Raw genomic sequence first — 23,673 nt, 5'->3', positions numbered from 1 at the left:
CTTCACAAAGACATTGGGTTGACAGCCTTTGTGATATTGATAATCATTATCAATAGTGCATTTCTTCCACGACGCGTCGGTTTACTGCAGCCGCGTCGTTCCACGGGGACTTAAGAGCATGTCATCATCCTCGATTGCGTCTTACACTACCGATTGCTGCATCGTAGGCGGCGGCCCTGCCGGGTTAATGCTCGGTTATCTGTTAGCCCGGTCGGGCATTGACGTGACGGTACTGGAGAAGCACGCAGATTTTCTGCGTGATTTTCGCGGCGACACCATTCACCCTTCCACGCTGGAGCTTATGCACCAGCTTGGTCTGCTCGACGATCTCCTGATGTTGCCGCACCAGCGCGCGGAAAGCCTGTGGGCGGAGATCGGCGGGCGCAACGTGATGCTGGCCGACTTCTCCCACCTGCCGACGCGCTGCAAATTTATCGCCTTCATGCCGCAGTGGGAATTCCTCAGTTTCCTCGCCGGACAGGCCGCCGCTTTTTCCCATTTCACCCTGATACAGTCGGCGCAGGTGATCGCGCTGCGCTATAAGCAGGGCCAGGTGTGCGGCGTACTGGCGGACAGCCAGGAAGGGCCGATCGACGTTGCCTGCCAGTTGGTGGTCGGCGCCGACGGCAGGCACTCCGTGGTGCGGGAAAAAGCAGCGCTCAGCAGCCGATCATTTGGCATGCCGCGGGATCTGCTGTGGATGAAACTCAGTAAACAAGTGGGCGATCCGTCATGGTCGATGGGTCATTCCGGGCCAAAGCGTAACTTTATCATGATCGATCGCGGCGATTACTGGCAGTGCGGCTATGCGATCGAGAAGGGGAGTTTCACGACGATCCGACAGAACGGACTGGAGAAATTCTTGCTGCAGGTGGCGAGGGTGGCTCCGTTCCAGGACGATCGCTTTCAGGAGATTGTCAGTTGGGAGCAGGTCAGATTGTTGAGCATCCGTATCGACAGGTTGAAGCAGTGGGCGAAGCCGGGCGTGCTGTGCATCGGCGACGCGGCGCACGCGATGTCGCCGATCGGCGGAGTGGGCGTCAATCTGGCGATTCAGGATGCGGTGGCGGCCGCTAACGCTATTATCCTGCCGCTGCGCCAGCGGCGTTTGCAGCTAAAACATCTGCGGCGGGTGCAGCGGCGGCGTGATTTTCCCACTAAAGCCACGCAATTTTTACAAATCAAAATGAGCCGGCGCAGGACGAAAAAACGCCGTCCGGCGGGCCGCTCCCGTTTGATGACCTGGCTCAGCAACAGCCGCTGGCTGCCGCGGTTAGTCGGCCGCATCATCGGCCTTGGGTTCCGCCGCGAAACGCCACGGATGTCTTAGCGGCATGGGGATGCCGCCTTCGCCATCTGCTGAGGCCCGTTTACCAAAGCTCACACTGTTGTCGCTGACGACATCTCAGGCCATGATGCTGAGCGTCTGTGCTTCCCTGATTCTGATTGCTGAACGTGATGGTCGTTGTCTCATCTCGCATCATCAGGGAAGAGAGGGGCCTTAATACCGATATCCGACCATGCAGGTCGTTCAGTAGGCCGCGATAATCTGTTGATAGAGCGCCTCGGCGGCGGCGAGTTTGCCCAGCTCGCAGTATTCATCGGTCTGATGCGCCATCGAGGGTTCGCCGGGGCCGAGAATAATACACGGTGGCGTATTAAGCGCAGGCAGCAGCAGCGAGGCATCGGTGAAATAGGGAACGATGCGCGGAACCAGCGGTTGCGGGTGTAAAGGCTGGCACAGGCGGAACAGATCGCGGATCCACGGCGTATCCGTATCGCTGAGTACGGCGGGCAGATCCACTAATGTTTCAAGGCGCACGTCTTCCCCCAGATGCTGATGCAGGCGCGTGCAAATATCAGCGTGCCGGAGATTTGGCGCGGTACGGATATCTACATCGAACGCGGCGCTGTCCGGGACGGAGTTGATATTCAGCCCGCCGCTTATCCTCCCGACGTTCAGCGTCGGCTGGCGCATCAGCGGATGCGGCGGGCCAGGCGAGAAATGACGGATCGTTTGCAAGGCGTCTGCTGCCCGATAAATCGCGTTAATCCCCAGTTCCGGCATCGCGCCGTGGGCGGTTTTTCCCCTGGTACGGCAGCGTAGCCAGAGTGCCCCTTTATGTCCGATGACAGGATAGTTCGCCGTCGGTTCGCCGACGATCAGCGCCCCGACGCCGGGTAACTGCCCCTGTGACAGCATCGCCTGCGCGCCATCGCAGCCTGTCTCTTCCCCGCCGGTCAACAACAGCACTACGCCACTCCCCGCGCGGATTTCTTCCAACCGCGCGACGCAGGCGCAAAGAAAAGCGGCGATCGCCGCTTTCATGTCGCTGGCACCACGGCCATATAACCGGTCGCCATCCACTTCGCCAAACGGATCGCGAGTCCACGAGGCGTCGCCGAGAGGAACGGTATCCAGATGTCCGGTGAAGGCCAGCGGTAAACCGTTTTGCTGGCCGGGTAAACGGGCCAGCAGATTGCAGCGCCCTTCGCCAAAGGTCGACAACGAGACCTGAAATCCTCGTTCCCGCAGCCAGTCGGCCAGGAACGCCATGCACTCCGCTTCATGGCCTGGAGGGTTGATCGTATCGAAGCTCAGCAACTGACGGGCGAGGGCGAGCGAGGGAGTATTCATTGGCGCGCCCCGGTTAGCCAGTCGAGCGCGTTAATCCACAGGCGGCGATAGCCATCCCAGGCGCTGAACGCCTCCGGTAGCCAGTGGGCCGACATATCGCTGGTCCAGACCAGGGAGCGTCCGCGCTGATACTGACGTACCGCCAGCAGCGGATGGCCGGTTCCGGCGATGGTCGCCAGCAGTTCGCCCTGCGGATGCATTTCCACCTCGTTATAACCCAGCAGCCATGGCCATTCACCGTCCAGCCCGTCCAGCACCGGATGACGGGCGACCGTTTCGGCGTAGCAGCCTTCTGGCGTTTCTACCCGGTCGTCCCACGCCAGGCAGCGTACCGGCAGCACTTTTTCGACAGCGGTGTTACGGAAACGGGCCGCGCCGTTAATCCCCTGGAAACTAAAGTAGCCGCCGATCATCATCAGGTTGCCGCCTGCCGCCACGTAATCGTGCAGCAGCGTCAGGCGGTTGGCGGTCCGTTTGCTCTTCAGCCAGGTATCCGGATGCAGCAGCAGCGTATTGGCGCCGATATCGGAAAGAATAATCACATCCCACTGCTGCAGCGCTTCAAGAGTCAGCGGAAAGTGGTTTTGCGCTTCATGGGCCGGCATGTGGGTGACGGCATAGTCGCTGTCCGCCAGCGCCTGCATAAACGCGTCCGCCCCGCTGTGAAAAGTGGCGGTAAAGAACTGATCAAAACCCTTTACGTGCGTGGCGCTGCTGGTCCATGATTCGCCGACCAGTAAAACTGATTTTTTCATTGATTTCTCCATTAGCCGCCGAAGACGCGCTGCGGGTTAGCGATCATCAGCGTTTCCAGTTGTTCGTCGCTGACGCCGTGACGGCGCAGACGCGGAACAAAATGTTTGAGGATGTAGCCATAACCATGGCCGCCGTAGCGAGTCAGCATGGTTTTCAAAAAGACGTCCTGCGAGAGCAGAATTTGCTGAATAAAGCCGTCGTCGATCAGCTCGCGGATGGCGCGGGCGTTCTCCTCATCGGAGGGGGACTGTGCCGATTCGTCGGCGTAGTAGTAGCTCATCCCGATCATGTCATATTCGAGAAACGCGCCGCGTCGGGCGAGATCGCGCTGATAGGTCTTATCCGCAAAGCTGGGGTTCATATGACACAGTACGGTGTGGCGCAGGTCGGCGCCTTCCTCTTCAAGGATATCCAGCACCTTGTGTCCCAGCCGCTCCCATCCCGGAAGATGTACTTCAATCGGCACGCCGGTGGCGGCGTTGGCGCGTCCCGCCGCACGCAGCGATTTCTCTTCCAGCGGCGTAAAACGGCTGGAGACGCCAATTTCGCCAATCAGCCCGGCAATCACCGCGGGCTTCTCTTCTTTGCCGCCGACGTCGTAGATCAGTTTGTCGGCGAGCGTGGCGACGTCCAGCGCTTTTGACCACTCCGGATGCGATGGCTCAAGGTAGAGCCCGGTGCCCATCACGATATTGAGTCCGGTCAGGCGTGAAATGCGCTGCAATGCCCGTGGGTCGCGGCCAATCCCGAGGTTGGTAGGGTCGACCACGGTGTCGCCCCCCAGAGCACGAAATTTGAGCAGTTCGGCTATCGCTGTATCGACATCGAACAACTGGCAATTATCGCGGCTCATCAGCGGATTCATCGCCAGCTCGCCAAGATTTTCAATGCTCACCGGCGCTTCGGCAATATGCCGATCGCTACAGCAGCAGGGAGCAACCCATTTCCCGGCGGCATCAAGCAGAATATGCTCGTGCATCAGGGTAACCCCCATTTTCGCCAGCGGCATCGGGCCGAGAACGGTCATTACGTGGCCACCGTTCACGCCAACCGGCAATGGCTGTGGATGACGAAAAATGGATCCTTTCACGTTCATGGTTACTCCTTAGCCGGGCGGCGAACCGGATTGAGAATGCGGGTGTTCAGCCAGATCGCCAGAAGGATGATGGCGCCGGTGGCAATCTGGGTATAGAACGGGGAGATATGCGAGAGAATCAGCCCGTTCTGGATCACTGCGATGGAAAGCGCCCCCAACAGACTGCCAATAATGGTGCCGAATCCGCCGAACAGACTGGTACTGCCGAGTACGACCGCAGCAATCACTTGTAACTCAAAGCCTTCCCCCTGGTTGGAGGATCCACTACCAAGACGCGCGGTGATGATCATCCCCGCCAGCGCGGCGGCCATACCGCTGAGCATGTATACGCGTATCGTCACAGACTGGGTATTGATCCCGCCGCGTCGCGCGCCCTCCGCGTTGGCGCCAATTGCGGTAACGTAGCGGCCAAAACGCATATGATTCAACGTGATATGTGCGACAATCAGTACCGCGATGCCAATGAGCGCTGGCATAGGTACGCCGAACACCCAGGCCCGTCCCATCTGGATAAACGGGTTGTCTTCCGGCACCGGAATTGAATAACCCTGCGTGATCAGCAGCGCGATGCCACGCACGATCGCCAGCGTCGCCAGCGTGACGATAAACGCCGGGATCCCTTCACGGGCGATAAAGAATCCATTGATCGCGCCGATCAGCGCCCCCACCAGCAGACCGCCGATCAATACGACCGGCCACGGCACTCCCCATTGATTAAGGGCGATCGCCGACAGCGCGCCCACCAGCGCCAGGGTTGAACCAACGGAAAGGTCGATCCCCCCGGTGGTGATCACAAAGGTCATTGCGCTGGCGACGATCAACAGTGGCGCGGTCTGGCGGATGATATTCAGCCAGTTGCTGCCGGTGAGAAAGTTGCCGGTGATCAGCGAAAAGACCACGCAACAGAAGACAAAAAACAGCGCAATGCTGACCACCCCGGAGTGGCTGTGCATAATGCGCTTCGGTAGCGAGTGTTGCATGACGCGCGGGCTGGATAGATTAATCATACTCATCGATATCCCCTTAATGGGCGCGAGCGGAGTGAGCGGTAAATTTCTCTCCGACGATCAGGTTAACGATATCCGCCAGGCTGGTATCACGGACCTGCCGTTCGGCGACGCTGGTGCCTTCATACATCACCATAATGCGGTCACAGACGAGAAAGAGATCCTGTAGACGGTGGGTGATCAGAATGACGCTGACGCCGCGGGCGCTTACCCGCTTGATCAACGTCAGCACCGCCTCCACTTCGGCCACCGCCAGCGCGGCGGTGGGTTCATCCATGATCAGCACTTTAGGATTGAACGCGGCTGCGCGGGCAATGGCGATAGCCTGACGCTGACCGCCGGATAAATTACGCACCATCACTTTGGTATCGGGGATCGAGATCCCTAAACCTTTTAGCATGTTGCGCGCGTCGGCATGCATTTTGGCTTCGTCAAGAAAGGGGAGGCCGAGGATTTTTTTAATCGGTTCTCGGCCCATAAACAGATTACCGGCGACGTTGACGGTATCGCACAGCGACAGATCCTGATACACCATTTCGATCTGGCAGCGACGGGCGTCGGATGGCGTCAGAAATCGCTGCTCGACACCATCGATACGAATTGTACCGCTGGTGGGAACAACCGCGCCGGAGAGGATCTTGGTTAGCGTGGATTTACCGGCGCCGTTGTCTCCCACCAGTCCCAGCACTTCGCCGGGAGCGAGCTGAAGATTAACGCCGCGCAATGAGCGTATCGAACCGTATGTCTTGGTGATGTCCACCATTTCGACGCGGGCCGGTGCTGCCTGTTGATGCATGCCATTACTCCCAAAAATGTATAGATGGTCGATGACGTTGCGGTCGGGCGGCGTATCATCCGGCGGTTCACTTCTTGTAAACCGGTTTACTTCATGATGACACGACGCCCTTTGGTTTCTGCTGCTGTATTCGGTACTCGTTCGCCATGGTGATTAAAGCAGCAAACGTGCCAGTTGCAGGAAAGGTGGCGAGTAAGTCTGCTAACTGTATGAGTAAACAGTGATTATTAATGATGTGTTAAGTAAACCGGTTTACTTCGAGCGGAAGGTAAAAGGGGATGTGGCGATAAAATGTGCTAAGAGTGTGCAAAAGATGCTCTGATTTAGTGCATCAACGTGCGAATAGAGTCTCTGGCGATCCATTCAACGGGCAAACGGGTTTGATCCGCAACGCTTTCGCCGCGCAGCAGACGTAACATCAGATTGACAGCGGTGTGCCCCATTTGATGGGCCGGCTGGCGGATTGTCGAAATCCGTGGCTGGGTGAATTCGGCGTAGCTGGCGTCATCGAAACCCACGACCGATAACGCTTCCGGCGCCTGCAGATGCCGGGCGCGTAGACCGTCAAGTATCCCCAGCACCAGAAAGTCGCTGGCGGCGAAAATTGCGGTTGGCGGTTCATCATAAGAGAGCAGATGGTCGAGCGCACGGGCGCCATATTCACGCTCATATTGACCATACATCGCCCATTCTGGCGGGCAGTTAAGCCCCGCCAGCGCCAGCGCCTCGCAAAACCCCTGATAACGCTCGCGTACGCTCATTAACGCGTCCGGGCCACCGATAAAAGCGATGCGGCGGTGTCCGGCGGCGATCAGTTGCTCGGTGGCTAACCGCCCGCCCTGTAGATTGTCGGCGAAGACTTTGGGGGCGCTGCTGCCGGGAATATCTTCATCCAGCAGCACGATGCGCTGGTGGCGCTGAATTTCACGGCGGAGCAGGCCATCATCGGGGCGGTTGGTGGTGAAGAGCAGACCATCGACCTGGCAGGTATCCAGCCAGCGAATAAACTGGCGCTCCTTTTCTGGATTGTTGCGAGTAATGCACAGCACCAGGCTATAACCCTGTGCGGACGCCGCTTCTTCCGCGGCATCCGCCAGTTCGGCGAAAAAGGGGTTGGTGATATCAGGCAGCACCAGCCCCAGGGTTTCACTACCGCCTTTGCTGAGGCGGCGTGCAAGGCTGTTGCCGCGATAATCCAGCTCACGAATCGCGGCCTCTATCCGGTCTGCGGTGTCTTGAGGTAGCGCCAGGCTGCGGTTGAGATAGCGCGAAACCGTGGCTTTGGAAACGCCTGCTCGCTGGGCGACATCGGAAAGAACGACTCGTTTTTTTATCATGGCGGCATTGCTGATAGTGTCGGAACCTTATAAGTAACATAGAGTGTGGTTAAGTTATACTTTTCTGTTGAACCGTTGTTCAGGTTGTCATGATCGATAAGAGACGCTCGCTGACTCAGAAAATATAGTTTTTTCTTATGTCTTCCTGAAATAACACTTTTGCCACTTGACAAGTCGGCACAAAACGCGAATTTTAATAACCGTTCCCGACGTTGCTTCTGCTTTTATGTTTTCCCTGAGATAAATGGATGGCAGGGAAGGCCTGCTGCTCGATCATTACCAGAACGCTATTCCGGCGTCTGTATTTCGTTATTCGTCCCGCCTGAACATTCCCCGTTTTCCGGGGTTAACCATCCTTTATCTTTTGTCGAGGGCGTTATCTATGTTACTCAACACCAGCAAAAAAATGGCATTAATGGTCGCATTCAGTCTGTCTGCCCTGTTTTGGGGAAGAGCGTTTGCCGCCGCACCAACTTATGCGTTAGTACAAATTAACCAGCAGGCGTTGTTCTTTAATGAAATGAATAAAGGCGCACAGGAAGAAGCCAAAAAAAGCGGTAAGGATTTAGTTATCTTTAATGCTAATAATAATCCGGTGGCGCAGAATGATGCGATTGAAAACTATATTCAGCAAGGTGTAAAAGGCATTATGGTTGATGCCATTGATGTTAATGGTATCATGCCTGCGATAAAAGAGGCGGCGGCGAAACATATTCCGGTCATTGCTATTGATGCCGTACTTCCTTCCGGGCCGCAGGCTTCACAGGTCGGCGTGGATAACGTCGAAGGCGGTAAAATCATTGGTCACTACTTCGTGGATTACGTCACTAAAAATAGCGGTGGGAAAGCGCGAATCGGTATTGTTGGCGCGCTAAACTCGGCTATCCAGAATGCGCGCCAGAAGGGGTTTGAAGACACGCTAAAAGGCCATGATGGCATCTCTGTCGCCAGCGTTGTCGACGGGCGCAACGTTCAGGATGACGCGATGACCGCCGCGGAAAACCTGATCACCGGTAACCCGGATCTCACCACCATTTATGCCACTGGCGAACCGGCTTTGCTGGGCGCAATCGCGGCGGTGGAAAACCAGGGTAAACAAAAAGAGATCAAAATATTCGGTTGGGACCTCACCGCTCGCGCCATTACCGGTATTGATGGCGGTTATGTCACGGCGGTATTGCAACAGGATCCGCGCAAAATGGGGGAGGAAGCGGTGAAAGCGCTGAATGCGATTGCCAGCGGTAAGACCGTTGAAAAAAGCATTTACGTACCGGCGACGGTAGTCACGAAAGCGAACGTCGACAGCTACCGTCCGCTTTTTAAATAATCCGCGGGCCTCACGCGTTGTTTTGCAACAGTGAGGCCAGTATGTTGGCATCGGGAAAGGCTTGCAGGGTGCCGCTACGGCTGATGGTTAATGCCGCTGCACGGCTGGCGTGACGCAGAGCCAGTTCATCAGGGCGCGTTTCCCTGCGCAGGGCGGAGGCCAGCATCACCGCCAGGAACGTATCGCCTGCGCCGGTGGTATCGACGACCGTTGTCGGTTCGGCGGCGACGTCGATAATCCCCTGATGGTGATAGAGTCGGGCGCCCAGCGCGCCGCGGGTTTCCACAATCAGCGTGGTGGCGGGGTCAGGATGTAGCAGTCGGGCTTCGTGTTCGTTAAGTACGGCGATATCGACCAGCGGCCAGAGAGCGGCAAACGCCGGGTGTACCGGAGAAGGGTTAAAGACCGTGACCATCTGTTTACGGCGGGCAAGCGCGAAGAGCGAGCCGGTTTTTGCGGCAGAAAAATTTCCCTGTTGCAGCAAGATATCGCCGGGGCACGCATTGGCTAACAGCGGTTCGATTATATCGAGCGTGAGGGCTTCCGCGGCGGCAGTGGTGGTCATAATGGCATTATCATCATCTTCGGTGGTGAAAATAATTGAGGTGTCGCTATGTGTTGATATTGCGTGCTGGGGATAAAATAATAATGACTCCTGGCGAAGGGTATTATGTATCCATTGGCCATAATAATCATTGCCGCTACCAGCGATTAATGTCACTGGTAGTCCACAGCGGGATAAAACAATGGCCTGATTAGCACCCTTTCCGCCAATATCCTGGGCTGTTTTTTCGCCGTGCAAAGATTCTCCTTTTTGTGGTAACAAGGCACAGCGCCAGATTTCATCGACAGTGATATTACCGACAACATAAATATGCATAACCGATTCCTTTAAATATGAGGTTGATTTATGAGTGTTATATCAGCAGGAAAAAGTAGCGCAATTCAAGATGTTTTTTCACGAAGTAAAGCGGTTATTGGTGTTATTCATTGTGCACCTTTTCCTGGTGCGCCAAAATATCATGGGGAAACGGTGGGTTATATTATTGAGCGTGCCTTGAAGGATGCGGAAAATTATCTTGAAGGCGGCGTTCACGGCTTAATTGTCGAAAATCATGGCGATATTCCTTTCTCAAAACCGGAGGATATCGGCCCGGAAACCGCAGCGTTAATGGCGGTAATCACCGACAATATTCGTCGTCGTTTCCCGGTTCCGCTGGGAATTAACGTGCTGGCGAATGCGGCCATTCCCGCGCTGGCGACAGCGCTGGCGGGCGGGGCTGATTTTGTGCGCGTTAACCAATGGGCCAATGCTTATATCGCCAATGAAGGTTTTATCGAAGGCGCTGCGGCAAAGGCGTTGCGTTACCGTAACCAGCTGCAGGCCAATCACATCCGCGTCTTTGCCGATAGTCATGTTAAACATGGCAGCCACGCTATAGTTGCCGATCGTTCGATTCCTGAACTGACCCGCGATGTTGAGTTTTTTGAGGCCGATGCGGTGATTGCCACCGGGCAACGTACCGGCGATAGCGCCACGTTGTCGGAAATTGATGAGATCCGCAGTGCTACCTCGCTCCCTTTACTGGTCGGTTCCGGCGTTACGCCGGATAACGTGGTGGAGATCCTTAGCCGTACTCAGGGGGTTATCGTCGCCAGCACCCTGAAAGAGGAGGGGGTGTGGTGGAACCCGGTTGAACGGGCGCGCGTGAAGCACTTTATGGCCGTGGCTCAGGCGGCGCTGGAGGAGGAGTAATGGAAACGTTCAGCGACCGTTTATTGCGAGAACATCAGGCGCTGTGGCAGGCGATGCAGCGGCATCCATTTGTGGAAGCGATAGTGGAAAATCGGCTGGCCGAAGAGGATTTCCATCGTTATCTGGTCTATGAAGGTGACTTTGTGGCGACGGCGGTAAAAATCGTGGCGCTTGGTGTGAGCCATGCGCCATCTCTCTCCCGGCAACGCTGGCTGATCGGCGGCCTGAATGCGTTGGTGGACACTCAGCTTGGTTGGTTTGACGCGGTGCTGGCACGACGTGGCGTGCAGAAGGAAAAATACCAGCCGATCCCGCCGGGGATCGCGCGTTTTCATCATGGCATGCTGCTGGCTGCGCAGCGCGGCGGCTATGCCGACATCATTACTCTGATGTTCGGCGCCGAGTGGATGTACTATCACTGGTGCGCCCGCGCCGCCGCCTGCCCGCAGGCGGACAGCGACCTGAGCGCTTGGCTGGAGATGCATGTTGACGACGCCTTTTATGGTCAGGCCTGCTGGCTGAAAGAGGAGCTCGATTGCTGCGCTCAGGGGATGGATGACGCGCAAAAGCAGCGTCTGTCGGCCCTGTACGCCGATGTTCTGCGCTGGGAAATTGATTTTCACTCCGCCATGCTGGCGACCTAAATAAATAAGCGGGCGCGCCGTTGCGCCCGCCGGTTCAACGTATTCGCCGTTCAGCAAGCCGCAAGATGCCCGCCGCCAAAATCGATAAAGCGCTGTTGTTCCCCCCGCCAGCCGAGGGGTTTGATGGGATCGGGACGTTCCGGCGCTGGACTGGCGATACGCGCTTCCCGTTTGCGCTGGACGTCAGGCATGGGAACGGCGCTGAGCAGGTGCCGGGTATAAGGATGCTGTGGATGGTGCAGCACCCTATCGCGCGGGCCGATCTCAACGATCTGGCCGCCAAACATCACCGCCACGCGATGGCAGATGCGTTCCACTACCGCCATGTCATGGGAAATAAACAGATAGCTGAGCTGGTAGCGCTGGCGCAAATCCTCCAGCAGCGTCAGCACCTGCGCCTGTACTGACACATCCAGCGCAGAGACCGATTCATCGGCGATAATCACTTTGGGGTTTAGCGCCAGGGCGCGCGCGATACAGATACGCTGGCGCTGGCCGCCGGAAAACTGGTGCGGATACCGCCGCATCGCGTCTGTCGGCAGGCCGACCTGCTGCAACAATTGCGCCACCCGCTCTGCGCGCCGTGCTGTTGGCGTCTGCTCATGAATCAATAGCGGTTCGCCTACCAGATCGAAAATGGTTTTGCGAGGGTTGAGTGCTGCCCAGGGATCCTGGAACACCATCTGCAAATCACGCCGTATGGCTCTTAACGCCTCACCCTGAAGGCCGTGTAGCTCCTGCCCGTTAAGCTGTGCGCTGCCGCTAAACGGCACCATATTCATCAACGCCTTTGCCGTTGTGGATTTCCCGCAACCGCTTTCACCGACGAGGCCCAGCGTTTCGCCGGGGAAAAGATCGAAGCTGACGCCTGCTACGGCATGGACTTCGCGGCGTACGCGCAGGCCGTCGCCGCGCACTGGGAAGCGTACACTGAGGTCGCGGATACTGAGCAGAGGCTGGATTTGTTTAACCGGCGCCAGCGCGGGGGCCTGGCCCAGCACCGGTACCGCCTGCAACAGTTGGCGGGTATAGGGCGTCTTTGGTGAGGTAAACAGCGTCTTTACCGGGGCTTGCTCCATGATGTTGCCGTGATTCATGACCAGCACATCATCGGCCATTTCTGCCACAACGCCCATATCGTGAGTGATCAGTAGCAGGCTGGTAGAAAATGTCTGCTGCAGCTCGCGCATCAGATCGAGGATTTGTGCCTGGATAGTGACATCAAGGGCTGTTGTCGGCTCATCGGCAATAAGTACCTGAGGCTGGCACAGCATCGCCATGGCGCTGACCCAACCGCGTCGTTCACGGCGGTCCAGCGCTAGGTATGGCGAGTGCCACCGCGGACATCAACAGGATGTCGGGAGCGCGCAGGTTCATTTAGCGGGGGCTTTGTTGAATAAATCGAACTTTTGCCAAGCGGCAGGATCAGATCACGCATTATCCTGATAATGCAGACAACATCGTGGCAAAGCAGAAGTACAAAATTACCAACTGGAAGGCCTATAACAAGGCCCTCATTCATCGCGGCTCCGTCACTTTCTGGCTGGACGACGAAGCCATTCAGGCGTGGTACGAATCAGCAACGCCCTCATCACGAGGCAGACCTCTGCGTTATTCAGACCTTGCCATCACTACCGTTCTGGTCGTTAAGCGCGTTTTCCGGTTGACCCTGCGGGCTGCACAGGGCTTTATTGATTCCATTTTTGCCCTGATGGGCATTCCTTTGCGCTGCCCGGATTACACCAGTGTCAGCAAACGAGCGAAGTCGGTTGATGTCAGCTTTAAGACACCCAGCCGGGGGAAATAGCGCATCTGGTGATTGATTCCACAGGACTGAAAGTCTTCGGTGAAGGCGAGTGGAAAGTGAAAAAGCACGGCAAGGAGCTGCGTCGTATCTGGCGAAAACTGCATCTGGCCGTTGATGCAAAAACACATGAAATCATCTGTGCAGACCTGTCGCTGAACAATGTGACCGATGCTGAAGCTTTCCCGGCTCTTATCCGACAGACACACCGGAAAATAAAGTCTGCGGCGGCAGACGGGGCTTACGATACACGGTTATGCCACGACGAACTGCGTCGGAAGAAAATCAGTGCACTTATCCCTCCCCGGAAAGGCGCGGGTTACTGGCCGGGTGAATATGCGGACCGAAACCGTGCAGTGGCAAATCAACGGCTGAGCGGGAGCAATGCCCGGTGGAAATGGACGACAGATTATAATCGTCGCTCAATAGCCGAAACGGCAATGTACAGGGTAAAGCAGTTGTTAGGCGGTTCGCTGGCGCTACGGGACTACGACGGTCAGGTTGCAGAGGCTTTGGCGATGGTGCGTGCACTGAACAAAATGACGAAGGCGGGTATGCCAGAAAGCGTGCGCATTGCCTGAACAGTGAGCTGTTACAGGAAGACTCGCCTCAAATCTGATTTATTCAACAAAGCCCCTCAGCAAGCGTGACTCTGCAGGAAGATGTTAATAACACGCTGACTTACTTCGCTAAATATATGGCAACGGGCACCGTTGGCGCAGGAACGGCAAATTCTTCTACGTCATTTACCGTGACTTACCAGTAAAAGCAGGGCCCCTTGTGGCCCTGACTCTCTCAGGATCTCTTCATGTTTCAGAAAGTATTAAAAAAAGTCGTGGTGAGTCTGTTACTTGTCTCAGCAACGGCGATCAGTGGCGTGGAAATAGGCGGTACCCGACTTGTTTATAACGGTAGTGGCCAACAGGCGGCTATCAGTGTGAGTAACCCGGATAATACACCGTATTTAATTCAGTCATGGGTCAGTAACAGTGAAAACAGTGACGATGGTGATAGTGTTTTTATTACCACGCCGCCGTTATTTAAATTAAACCCACATGCACAGAATTCGGTTCGCGTAATGTTAACTGACAACACCGTACCTCAGGACAGGGAAAGTGTATATTGGCTGAATATTAAATCAATACCTTCATCATCGGCGGATGCGAAAAACGCATTGCTGATTGCAGTGAAAAGTAAAATGAAGATTTTTTATCGCCCGGCGGGATTAAAAGGCGACCCTTCATTAGCTTATCAGCAATTAACTTTTTCAACGGCTGGTGGAAAGCTGAATGTGCATAATCCGTCACCTTATAGCGTGTCGCTCTATGATGTGAAAGTTAATGGCAAAGAATTAGAAAAACCTCCAATGGTTTTACCATTTCAAACAGTATCGCTATCTCAGGCAGCGGTAACTGGTGGTGAAGTATCGTGGCGTGCGATCAATGATTTTGGAGGTATTACGGCTGAACATAAATTTAAAATTTAGGTTAATCATTCATGCTCCATGTCAATGCTGTGTCAGGTTATGTGAAATTAACTCAGTTATCTGTGCTTATTTATTTATGCATGCACGCTCCTGTGCTACTGGCTGAGGATTATTTTGCCCCGGATTTTATTGAAACCCGTGGAAATGTTCCACGTGATATCGATATCTCCCGTTTTAGCAAAGCCGACGGGCAGATTCCCGGTGTTTATCATGTCGATGTTTATCTCAACGGGAGCTATGTCGACTCACGCGATATCACTTTCATCGGTAATGAAAGTGATTTGGTGCCGGTTCTGACACGTGCAGATTTTACCCAATGGGGCGTGAAACCGAATGCGCAGCCTGGCTGGATGGATGTGCAGGAGTCGGCATCGGTCGAAAATATCAGCGCTCTCCTGCCCGGCAGCCAGCTTCATTTCCAGTTTAATGGCATGCGGCTTGAGCTCTCCATGCCGCAGGAGTATCTGCGACGGGATCCTCAGGGATCTGTATCGCCAGTGCAGTGGGATGATGGGCTGAATATGCTGTTTTTGAATTACAACTTTTCTGCTGCTAATAACCATAGCAACGGCAACTCACGGAACGACAGCTATTTAAATCTGCGCAGTGGTTTCAATGTGGGATCCTGGCGGCTACGTAATTATTCAACCTATAACAACAGTGATGGAGTGAGTCGCTGGAATACTATCGGTACGTCCCTTGAGCGGGATATCAAAAGGCTGAAAAGCCAATTTAGCGTAGGCGACGGTTATACCCAGGCTGGCGTATTCGACAGCGTTAATTTTCGTGGCGCCCAGCTTTATTCCGATGATTCGATGTTGCCGGAAAGCGTGCGTGGGTTTGCCCCGGTGGTACGCGGTATCGCACAGAGCAATGCTCAGGTCACCATACGTCAGGGCGGGAATATTATCTGGCAGTCTTATGTTCCCCCGGGACCTTTCGTGATTGACGATCTTTATCCTACCGCTGCCAGCGGCGATCTCGACGTCTCAGTACGCGAAGCGGATGGTTCGGTGCATCAGTTTATCCAACCGTTTTCTGCGGTACCGGTGATGCAACGGGAAGGTCAGTTCAAATATGCGCTGGCGGCGGGGAAATATCGGGCGGCAAACGACCAGGATAAGGAACCGACATTTCTGCAGACCACGCTGAGCTATGGTTTGCCGTGGGATACGACGGTTTATGGCGGGACGCTGCTTTCCGGAAATTACCGGGCTGGCGCATTGGGTATGGGTAAGGGGTTTGGCGATTTGGGCTCACTCTCTTTTGACACCACGTTTGCCCGTTCGCAATTACCCGAGAAGACACAGGAAGGGGTTTCGCTACGCGCGCAGTATGCTAAAGATTTTGCGACAACGGGGACGTCCCTGAGTCTGACGGGGTATCGCTATTCCTCATCGGGCTTTCGCGATTTTCAGGAAGCAAACGGCGATGTAAATCCGTTTCGCATCGCGGACGATGAAACTCGTCTTGATGACAACTGGCGCTATCAGCGTAATAAACGCAGTAAGGCGCAAATCACGCTGAATCAACGGCTCGGCGACTGGGGCAACATAAATCTCTCAGCCTGGCAGCAGGATTACTGGGGTGGCGATAGCGAGAGTAGCGTTAACCTGGGATACAACACCAGCGTTAACAACATCAATTATGGCCTGAACTACAGCTACTCGAAAGGCCCATGGCGTCATGACAACGATCATATTGTCGCTTTTACCGTGCAGATCCCACTCTCACGTTTTCTGCCGGACAGCTGGATGACCTTATCTGCTAACAGCAATAAGAAAGGAGATACCGTTTCACAGATGGGATTATCTGGTGCAGCGCTGGAAGACAAAAACCTGAGCTGGAACGTACAGCAGGGCTATAACAGCAAAGGCTCCGATACGATGGGGAGCGCCTCGGTTAATTATAAAGGTCGTCATGGTGAGTATCAGCTTGGCTATAGCTACTCTCGTGATAACAGTCAGTTTTCCGTTGGGGCAATGGGCGGGCTGGTGGTTCACCCGTATGGTATTGCCGCGACTCAGCCTCTCGGTGAGACCCTGGCACTGGTAAAAGCGGATAACGCCGCCGGGGTGAAGGTGGCAAATAACAGCGGTATCTACACCGACAATAAAGGTTTTGCCGTGGTGCCATACGTCACGCCGTATCGGCAGAACAATCTATCGCTGGATACCGCGACATTGAATAAAAATACCGATGTGCTCAATGACACTCGTACGGTAGTCCCAACTAAAGGCGCTTTGGTCCTGGCTGATTACCCCACCGTAACGGGTTACAGAATCATGTTGCAACTGACCGGGAAAGCGATCCCTTTCGGGGCAACGGCCGAAATTAAAAACCGCGACAACATGACGGATGGAATTGTTGATGAGCGTATGCGGGTCTGGCTAAACGGCGCGCCGGAAAAGGGAACCGTAGAGGTTCGCTGGGGAGGCGAGAGCTGTCATGCAACATATCAGATAACGCAGATTTCAGACAAAACGCACAACGTTACTGCGCAATGCCATTGAGCAGGAGAGAAAGAAACATGAAACATATTTTAGTCACCCTGATTTTTGCTGTACTGGGGATGTTTTCCCATGCAGTCCAGGCCTGGAATTGCACAACATTAACGTCGTCAACCACCGTATCGCCGCAAAGTATTACAATATCGCGAGATTTGCCTGTTGGCGCGGTTATCGGCACGCAGCTCGTGACCCCGACAATTAATGCGTTTAGTTGCTACGATTCTGCGGAGGGCGTTATCTCTAATCAGGTTTTAGGTGTGAAGGCGAACGGTACCTTCGATTCGATGGTGAACGGTTTGCGCGTTTATAAAACCAACATCGACGGTATTGGCTATGCGATATCGGGTTCAACGACAAAATGTGCGGGCGGTAGCGCGGCGGTCACCGGCAGTAATACGCTCCGGGGAGATGTTAATACCGCCAGACTCTGTGAGAACACCACCGGAATGGTGAGCTCCACGTTGAATGGCACTGTCACGGTGACGTTTTATAAAACTGCAACAGAAACTGGCTCCGGAACGATAACCGCCAAAACGGTAGGTGCGCTGGTCCTGTTGAATAACTCATTGCTTTGGCAATCCCCGGATGCCGCCGTCAATATCAATGCGTTTACGGTTACCACACCAGCCTGTAAGCTGACGACGGCATCAATACCTGTTGATATGCGTGAGGTGGATAAAAATGAATTTAATGGCAAAGGATCCACGCCCGGGGATGCATACACTCAGTCGTTTAATCTGCCGATGACCTGCAATGCCGGAACGAAGGTTAGCGTGAAGATGGAAGGGAATATTTTTGATGCGACTAAAGGGGTGATTAATACCACCGGAGGAACAGACGCTGCCACTGGGGTTGGGATCCAATTGCTTTATAACAATCAGCCGATGGCGTTGGGTTCCGATGTCGCCGTTGGCGCGTCCTCTGCTGGTGGATCATTCAGCGTGCCGCTCAAAGCGCGCTATTATCAGACCGGCGATCGCGTGACTACCGGTAGCGCGAACGGTGTGCTGTCATTCACGATGACGTATCAATAGTGATATTGTCAGCGCCCAATGGTATTTTATTCAGCCGTTTGTCGCGGTGGAATATCTGAGAACGCTGAATTCAGGTGACGCGTGTTGCCAGATTTCCCCGCCGATGGCGGCGGGGCCGATTTATCAGAACACGTTAAACTTATATTCGATAATCACTTCCGAAGAGAGCGAGTTAGCGCGACGGTAATCACCATCGGTAAGCACCGGGGTTTTGCCACTCATCTTATACGACCAGCCCGGTCCAAACATCGCCCAGACGGTGAGATTTTTCAGCCTTGGGTGCGACGGCACCCAGCGGCTGAAAGCGTTGATTTCCCCCGTGCGAACATGATTGCCGCGGTAGTTGAACTGGGCAATATTGCCTGCCAGGCCGATAGCCAGTTCTGGTGTCAGGTTGTAGTCCGACATATTCGAGAGCACCAGTTCGCCATCGCGCATATAGTCATTACCGGCATAGGCCATGGAGGTAAAGGTTCCCCGCGAGTTTTTGCTCATATGACGCGGATAGAAGCCCACCGCATTGGTCTTGTTGGCATCGGTATAGCCCAGACCCCATTTGGTACTCCATTTATCGTCCTGCCATTTAACATCCATGGCGATATGCCAGGCATCGTCGTCAAAATCACGCTTGTTTGCCGGCATGGCTTTGTACGCATCCAACGCGTGAGTAGCGTACACCTGGGTACCAATGTTCAGCGCTTTTATCGGCTTGAGATTGGCAAACAGAATATGGCGGCGCAGATAGTCATCGCTTTCGCCATAGCTGTATTGCATGTTCAGCCGTTCGCTTTTCCACTGAATATCGCCGCTGGCGATATGGTTAATATAGCGCCCACTGTTGGTCTGGAAGCGCTTCTTATCCGGTGAGTTACGATCCATTGCGCTTTCAATGTAAGCGCCGCGCAGGGTGAATGGGCCGTAGTTCACGGCGCCGGTCCAGCCAAAGTAGGTGGTCGGAGAGAGCCGGGTTGAATTGGATATTACGCCAAAATTTTTCATCGTTTGCCAGCCCCAGCGGCCATTCAGCCCGACGCCTTCCAGTTGGTATCGCAGCTTAACGTTGCGTTGACCGAATTTTGAAAAGCCTTCAGCATTACTTTTTTTATTACCGCTGCCGTTGTTGTAGAGCACGCCGCGGGAGTTAAAGTAATCGCTGGCACCAAGCTTTACCGCGCTATACCAGGTCGCGTCAAAGCCAATAATATCGGCAAAATAGCCGGACTGATAATCAATGGCGACCCCCTGACCCCAGGCATTGTGGACTCTTTTCGGCCCGCTTTCTTCTTCCTTCAGATATTTCCAGTAGTTTTTAAAAGATACGTTCATATGTGACTGGCTAAATAATGGATCCTCGAGCACGGTGTCGACCATATCGCGTTCTTTAACGTTGCTTTGTTGGGGGGCGGACCAGACACTGGCGGGAATTACCAGCATCATAATGGCGATTGTAATAGTATTGAATTTCATAATAAACCCCAGAGTCGGGAAGTAGTGATTCAGGCGAGGTCATTTCGCCTGAAGCCTGCCGTAATGAATAATTAAATGCGAATATTATTGTTTGTCGAGAGCACGTTTCCCGGCTTCAACATACTTCATCGTGCCGATTTCAGGAATGATATATTTACCGTCGTTATAAATTATTTTTACCACGGCAGCATTGGCGAGCGGTTTATTTTTTGCGTTATCGTCCGTTAAATCTGAAATCATAATTTGCATTGCGGTACCGGATGAAATCGCCAGCACATTTTTTTCCCCACGCGCCTGCGCATTCTCAACGATAGTGCGCAGGGCTGCCTGGGTGCGGGTTTTTACCTGCTGATAATTTTCCGCCATTCCTTTTGGATCGGCAGCAGCCAGCGCATTTTGGTTGGTATCGACGGATAGTTTTCCTGCTTTCATTTGGCTGAAAAGCGCCGCGCCATCTTTAAGACCTAACTGCCTGGCACCTGCCGCAGCCATCTCTTTGTTATAGCCACCTTCGAAACCGCCGAAGAACGCTTCACGCAAACCGCTTAGCTCAGTGAGTTGGTAATTACTTACTCCGGCTTGTTTGAGGATAACATGCATGGTTTCACGCTGACGTCCGGCATCGCTGGAATAAAAACTATCAAATGGAATGCCTTTTAACCCCTCGCCAAGATAGCGGGCAACGCGAATGCCGTCTTCGGTGAGCGGTGAATCGGCCCAGCCTTGAACACGGTCAAACGTATTCAGCAGTGTTTTTCCATGGCGAGCGAAATAGATATTCACGCCATCGTCATGTTTAACTTCAGTCGCAGAGCAGGTTGCTGCGCCTGCCGCCATCATTAATACGACTATCCATTTCTTCATATTATTCTCCATCTGAATGGTCTTTTTATATGCAAAAAAAAACCTACGTCAGATACCCGATGTGGAACATAAATAACATTATGTTCGCCGGTGCTATCCGATGTAGGTTTCGCCTGCTCTTAACAGTAACAATCCAACACCGGAGACGTTATCACTAAAGATGAGAAAAGGCATCTTCTGCGTATTATGAATATCAATAAATGTGATCATCTTCATGACGGTAATTCTGATGGTAGGGTTTTATTCTGAATTTAATTTTCGGACTAATAGGTGATTTTGAATTGGGATTATTATCAGGGATTGAGCTTTGTCACAAAATTCAGTGATTGCGACTGGACTCTTCCACGCTCTGACGTTATTTTCCTCTCTCTATCTGGGATTGTTACTGACCGCAGGCAAAACCTAAGATTCTTGTACGTCAATTTGGCTGACGACAGGCGTCTTAGGTTTTTTTTTGTCGAAGAAATAGCTCTGCTACCCAATAAGGAGTGAAGATGAGAACGAAAATCCTGACCGCCGCCATTTTGGCGCTATCTTCCGCCAGCGTACAGGCTGCTGAAAAACCGCTGAAAATACTGCTGGTTAATGATGATGGTTGCCAGTCTGTGGGCACGACCTCGTTGCAGGAAAAACTGGCCGCCAAAGGGTATGACGTCTGGATGGTGGCGCCGACAACCAACCAGAGCGGTATTGGTTCGGCAATTACCTTTAAGACGGGTAAAATTTTTGACGTTAAAAAAGTTGCTGACAAGCGCTACTGCTTTCCGGGAACGCCCGCGGATGCGCTGGATTTTGGCCTGTGGGGCGTTCTGAAAGATACGCCGCCGGATCTGGTTATTTCGGGTGTCAACGATGGCCCCAATACCGGTATGGCGCAGGTTAACTCCGGTACCGTGAGTGCCGCGGCCCGTGCTTTACGCTATGGTTTCCCGGCGATAGCGGCCAGCATTGGTTATCGCTTCACGGAAGAAGAGATGAAAAACAAGTGGCCGAGCACGCATAAATATTGGCCCGATTCAGTGGATTATGTTGTCTCATTGGTGGATAAACTGAATGCCGCCCATAAACCGGGTAACCCAATTTTGCCGCAGGGATCGGGACTGAGCATTAACTATCCGCCGCTGCCGTCGGCTGAAATTAAAGGCATTCATTATGTTGGGAATGAACAATTTCCTGCGCCGCAGATTGGTTATGAACTACTCCCTGATGGCACGGCAAAACAGACGATGAATCCGGAAGCGATAAAACCAGCGGAAGGAGATAATGATTCAGGCTGGTTGAACAAAGGATATGTTACTTACACTCTGTTTGATGGTTCATGGAATGCGCCGCAATACCAGGCGCAATATGAGACTCTGCTCGGAAAATGACGATATAGCGATATGCAATATAAAGAAGACGCGTCAATCCGCGTCTTCTCCATAAATTGATGATGAATATTATTCGTTGAAGAACCAGTATCCCTGATTAATTAAACGAGTCAATTCGGTAATAAAGGCCGGGTTGCGTAGCGCCGTCTCACCCAATTCATGTTTACTCAGGAGCGTATAGCGGCAAAGCGCGTCCAGGGCCTGAGGGTCCGTAGGCTCCAGTTGTTCACTATTCACAAAGAAACAATCGCCGATATGTAGTACGCGCAGGCCGCTCAGGCGAGTCAGCATTTCGCCGCCCAGTAGCGCATCGACAATTTCTTCTTCTTCATAGGGCGGTTCAGCAGGTGCAATATCCAGTTCGTGACGTGAAGTGGTGGCGAAGCTGCCAAACCACTGCGTGAAATCTTGCGGCTGGCTAATCATTTCGATCATCATGCCGCGCAGACGTTCGAGTTCATACTCTTCCACCCTGCCCGGATGTTGGCGGCAGGTTAAATCCGGATCGCTGTAGTGCTCGCTGCCGAGATCATTCTCCAGCACGTAATCAGCAAAACTGCTGATTAAATCGCGACCATTTGGTCCCCGGAAGCCGACAGAGTAGTTCAGCGCCGTTTCGTGGGTAATCCCGTCATGTGGGAATCCCGGTGGGATGTACAGAATATCGCCGGCGCACAGATCCTCATCAATAATCGGCGGGAACGGTTCGACATGTAACAGCGCTGGATGTGGGCAGAACTGACGCATCGGCAGTTTATCGCCCACTCGCCAGCGACGGCTGCCCATACCCTGAATAATGAAGACGTCATACTGGTCGATATGCGGGCCGACTCCGCCTCCAGGCACCGAAAAGGAGATCATTAGATCGTCCAGACGCCAGTCTGGCAACACGCGGAAGGGGCGCACCAGTTCTGCTGCGGGCATATGCCAGTGGTTTACGGCCTGTGCCAGTAATGACCAGCCGGTTTCGCCGAGATCATCAAAATGTTCAAATGGACCGTTGCTGGCCTGCCATTGGCCGTGCTTCAGGCTTACCAGCCGACTGTCGACTTCTGGCTCCATAGCTAACCCTGCCAGCTCATCTGGCGTAATCGGATCGACGAAGTTCGGGAAAGCGTTCTTTAATACTACCGGCTGCTTTTGCCAGTATTTTTCTAAAAACTCGGGCCTGTTAATGTTGAGTTGATAAGCCATAGGTTTACACCAGATAAGAAGAAACGGCCCTGATTATAGAAACATGCAACCACACGCCGCTTTGTCATGGGTCAAGGCTGTTGCTTAAGTCGTCAACCGGGCGTAAAGATGCAGAAAAAAGAAGAGTCGATGAGGACAGTGCTAATTTTCACAAAGTGTTATTTTTGACCGAAAGTCGCGACAGACCATGCAATATCTGGCTTTGTTCTGTTTCGTGTACATAGACAGTTGTGGCTAGAAGATTAAATTATGAGCGGTTGATAAGTTTTTTGTATTTTAAGGGTTGCTATATCCCGGGAGCTCCCTATAATGCGCCTCCACTGACACGGCAGACGTGAATCACTTCACAAACAATCCGGTCGGTTGCAGAGAAAAATCCTTAAATAACGGGTTGACTCTGTAAGAGGAAAGCGTATTATACGCCACCTCGCGACAGGCGCTGAAGCGCGTCGCAACTGCTCTTTAACAATTTATCAGACAATCTGTGTGGGCACTCAAAGTGACATGGATTCTTAATGTCTTCGGACAATAAATGAATACCAAGTCTCTGAGTGAACACGTAATTCATTACGAAGTTTAATTCACGA

General features: G+C 53.5%; 18 protein-coding genes and 2 pseudogenes. 9 read left to right on the top strand and 11 right to left on the bottom strand.

Going from position 1 to position 23,673, the window contains the following annotated elements; all coding sequences use genetic code 11:
• The first annotated feature begins 118 nt into the window (after positions 1 to 118).
• A complete protein-coding gene (locus tag FN037_RS17265) occupies positions 119 to 1,330 on the top strand; it encodes an FAD-dependent oxidoreductase (RefSeq protein ID WP_142502793.1) in 1,212 nt (403 codons plus the stop codon).
• A gap of 201 nt (positions 1,331 to 1,531) precedes the next feature.
• Here the strand turns inward: FN037_RS17265 and FN037_RS17260 are convergent, their stop codons facing one another.
• The 6 genes from FN037_RS17260 to FN037_RS17235 form a co-directional block, all read right to left on the bottom strand.
• Positions 1,532 to 2,638 (bottom strand): M20 family metallopeptidase, encoded by a 1,107-nt coding sequence (locus tag FN037_RS17260; protein WP_142502792.1) that lies wholly within the window; start codon positions 2,636 to 2,638, stop codon positions 1,532 to 1,534.
• Positions 2,635 to 3,393: a glutamine amidotransferase gene (locus FN037_RS17255; protein ID WP_138362974.1), complete on the bottom strand. Its 759-nt coding sequence runs from the start codon at positions 3,391 to 3,393 to the stop codon at positions 2,635 to 2,637. Before FN037_RS17255 ends, FN037_RS17260 begins: the two co-directional genes overlap by 4 nt.
• 11 nt (positions 3,394 to 3,404) lie before the next feature.
• Complete coding sequence (locus tag FN037_RS17250) at positions 3,405 to 4,484, bottom strand: phosphotriesterase (RefSeq protein ID WP_142502967.1); 1,080 nt, start codon at positions 4,482 to 4,484, stop codon at positions 3,405 to 3,407.
• A gap of 8 nt (positions 4,485 to 4,492) precedes the next feature.
• Entirely contained in the window at positions 4,493 to 5,494 is a 1,002-nt protein-coding gene (locus FN037_RS17245) for an ABC transporter permease (RefSeq protein WP_171034946.1), read from the bottom strand.
• A gap of 19 nt (positions 5,495 to 5,513) precedes the next feature.
• Positions 5,514 to 6,260: an ATP-binding cassette domain-containing protein gene (locus FN037_RS17240; RefSeq protein WP_142502966.1), complete on the bottom strand. Its 747-nt coding sequence runs from the start codon at positions 6,258 to 6,260 to the stop codon at positions 5,514 to 5,516.
• A gap of 356 nt (positions 6,261 to 6,616) precedes the next feature.
• Positions 6,617 to 7,630, bottom strand: coding sequence for a LacI family DNA-binding transcriptional regulator (locus tag FN037_RS17235; protein WP_142502791.1), 1,014 nt, complete (start codon positions 7,628 to 7,630; stop codon positions 6,617 to 6,619).
• Positions 7,631 to 8,012: 382 nt separating this feature from the next.
• Between FN037_RS17235 and FN037_RS17230 the strand changes: the two genes are divergently transcribed.
• Positions 8,013 to 8,957: a substrate-binding domain-containing protein gene (locus tag FN037_RS17230; RefSeq protein ID WP_142502965.1), complete on the top strand. Its 945-nt coding sequence runs from the start codon at positions 8,013 to 8,015 to the stop codon at positions 8,955 to 8,957.
• A 10-nt stretch (positions 8,958 to 8,967) separates the two neighbouring features.
• Here the strand turns inward: FN037_RS17230 and FN037_RS17225 are convergent, their stop codons facing one another.
• A complete protein-coding gene (locus tag FN037_RS17225; protein WP_142502790.1) occupies positions 8,968 to 9,837 on the bottom strand; it encodes a PfkB family carbohydrate kinase in 870 nt (289 codons plus the stop codon).
• A 30-nt stretch (positions 9,838 to 9,867) separates the two neighbouring features.
• Between FN037_RS17225 and FN037_RS17220 the strand changes: the two genes are divergently transcribed.
• Together FN037_RS17220 and FN037_RS17215 are read left to right on the top strand one after the other, a co-directional pair.
• Positions 9,868 to 10,713 carry a BtpA/SgcQ family protein gene (locus FN037_RS17220; protein WP_142502789.1) on the top strand — a complete coding sequence of 282 codons (846 nt, stop codon included), beginning with the start codon at positions 9,868 to 9,870 and terminating at the stop codon, positions 10,711 to 10,713.
• Positions 10,713 to 11,357: a TenA family protein gene (locus FN037_RS17215; protein ID WP_142502788.1), complete on the top strand. Its 645-nt coding sequence runs from the start codon at positions 10,713 to 10,715 to the stop codon at positions 11,355 to 11,357. The genes FN037_RS17220 and FN037_RS17215 overlap by 1 nt, the downstream gene beginning before the upstream one ends.
• Before the next feature lie 50 nt (positions 11,358 to 11,407).
• Here FN037_RS17215 and FN037_RS17210 read toward each other — a convergent pair.
• Positions 11,408 to 12,640 (bottom strand): annotated as a pseudogene (locus FN037_RS17210) (dipeptide ABC transporter ATP-binding protein); the annotation flags it as partial.
• Positions 12,641 to 12,819: 179 nt separating this feature from the next.
• Between FN037_RS17210 and FN037_RS17205 the strand changes: the two are divergent.
• The 4 genes and pseudogenes from FN037_RS17205 (at position 12,820) to FN037_RS17185 (ending at position 18,191) form a co-directional block, all read left to right on the top strand.
• Positions 12,820 to 13,742: pseudogene (locus tag FN037_RS17205) on the top strand (IS5 family transposase).
• A gap of 227 nt (positions 13,743 to 13,969) precedes the next feature.
• Positions 13,970 to 14,647, top strand: coding sequence for a molecular chaperone (locus FN037_RS17195; protein ID WP_142502787.1), 678 nt, complete (start codon positions 13,970 to 13,972; stop codon positions 14,645 to 14,647).
• An 11-nt stretch (positions 14,648 to 14,658) separates the two neighbouring features.
• Positions 14,659 to 17,160 (top strand): fimbria/pilus outer membrane usher protein, encoded by a 2,502-nt coding sequence (locus tag FN037_RS17190; RefSeq protein WP_142502786.1) that lies wholly within the window; start codon positions 14,659 to 14,661, stop codon positions 17,158 to 17,160.
• Between the two features lie 17 nt (positions 17,161 to 17,177).
• Entirely contained in the window at positions 17,178 to 18,191 is a 1,014-nt protein-coding gene (locus tag FN037_RS17185; RefSeq protein ID WP_142502785.1) for a fimbrial protein, read from the top strand.
• A gap of 123 nt (positions 18,192 to 18,314) precedes the next feature.
• Here the strand turns inward: FN037_RS17185 and FN037_RS17180 are convergent, their stop codons facing one another.
• The gene (locus FN037_RS17180; RefSeq protein ID WP_142502784.1) at positions 18,315 to 19,658 is read right to left on the bottom strand and encodes an OprD family outer membrane porin; all 1,344 of its coding nucleotides are present in this window, start codon (positions 19,656 to 19,658) and stop codon (positions 18,315 to 18,317) included.
• Between the two features lie 84 nt (positions 19,659 to 19,742).
• Positions 19,743 to 20,522 (bottom strand): histidine phosphatase family protein, encoded by a 780-nt coding sequence (locus FN037_RS17175; RefSeq protein WP_138362989.1) that lies wholly within the window; start codon positions 20,520 to 20,522, stop codon positions 19,743 to 19,745.
• A 494-nt stretch (positions 20,523 to 21,016) separates the two neighbouring features.
• Between FN037_RS17175 and surE the strand changes: the two genes are divergently transcribed.
• Positions 21,017 to 21,892 (top strand): 5'/3'-nucleotidase SurE, encoded by an 876-nt coding sequence (surE, locus tag FN037_RS17170; RefSeq protein ID WP_138362990.1) that lies wholly within the window; start codon positions 21,017 to 21,019, stop codon positions 21,890 to 21,892.
• A gap of 69 nt (positions 21,893 to 21,961) precedes the next feature.
• Here the strand turns inward: surE and FN037_RS17165 are convergent, their stop codons facing one another.
• Positions 21,962 to 23,086: a cupin domain-containing protein gene (locus FN037_RS17165; RefSeq protein ID WP_142502783.1), complete on the bottom strand. Its 1,125-nt coding sequence runs from the start codon at positions 23,084 to 23,086 to the stop codon at positions 21,962 to 21,964.
• Positions 23,087 to 23,673: the final 587 nt, after the last annotated feature.

It is taken from the genome of Klebsiella sp. 2680 (genome assembly GCF_900198535.1).
GTDB lineage: Bacteria > Pseudomonadota > Gammaproteobacteria > Enterobacterales > Enterobacteriaceae > Klebsiella > Klebsiella indica.
This window is presented reverse-complemented; position numbering and strand designations above follow the sequence as displayed.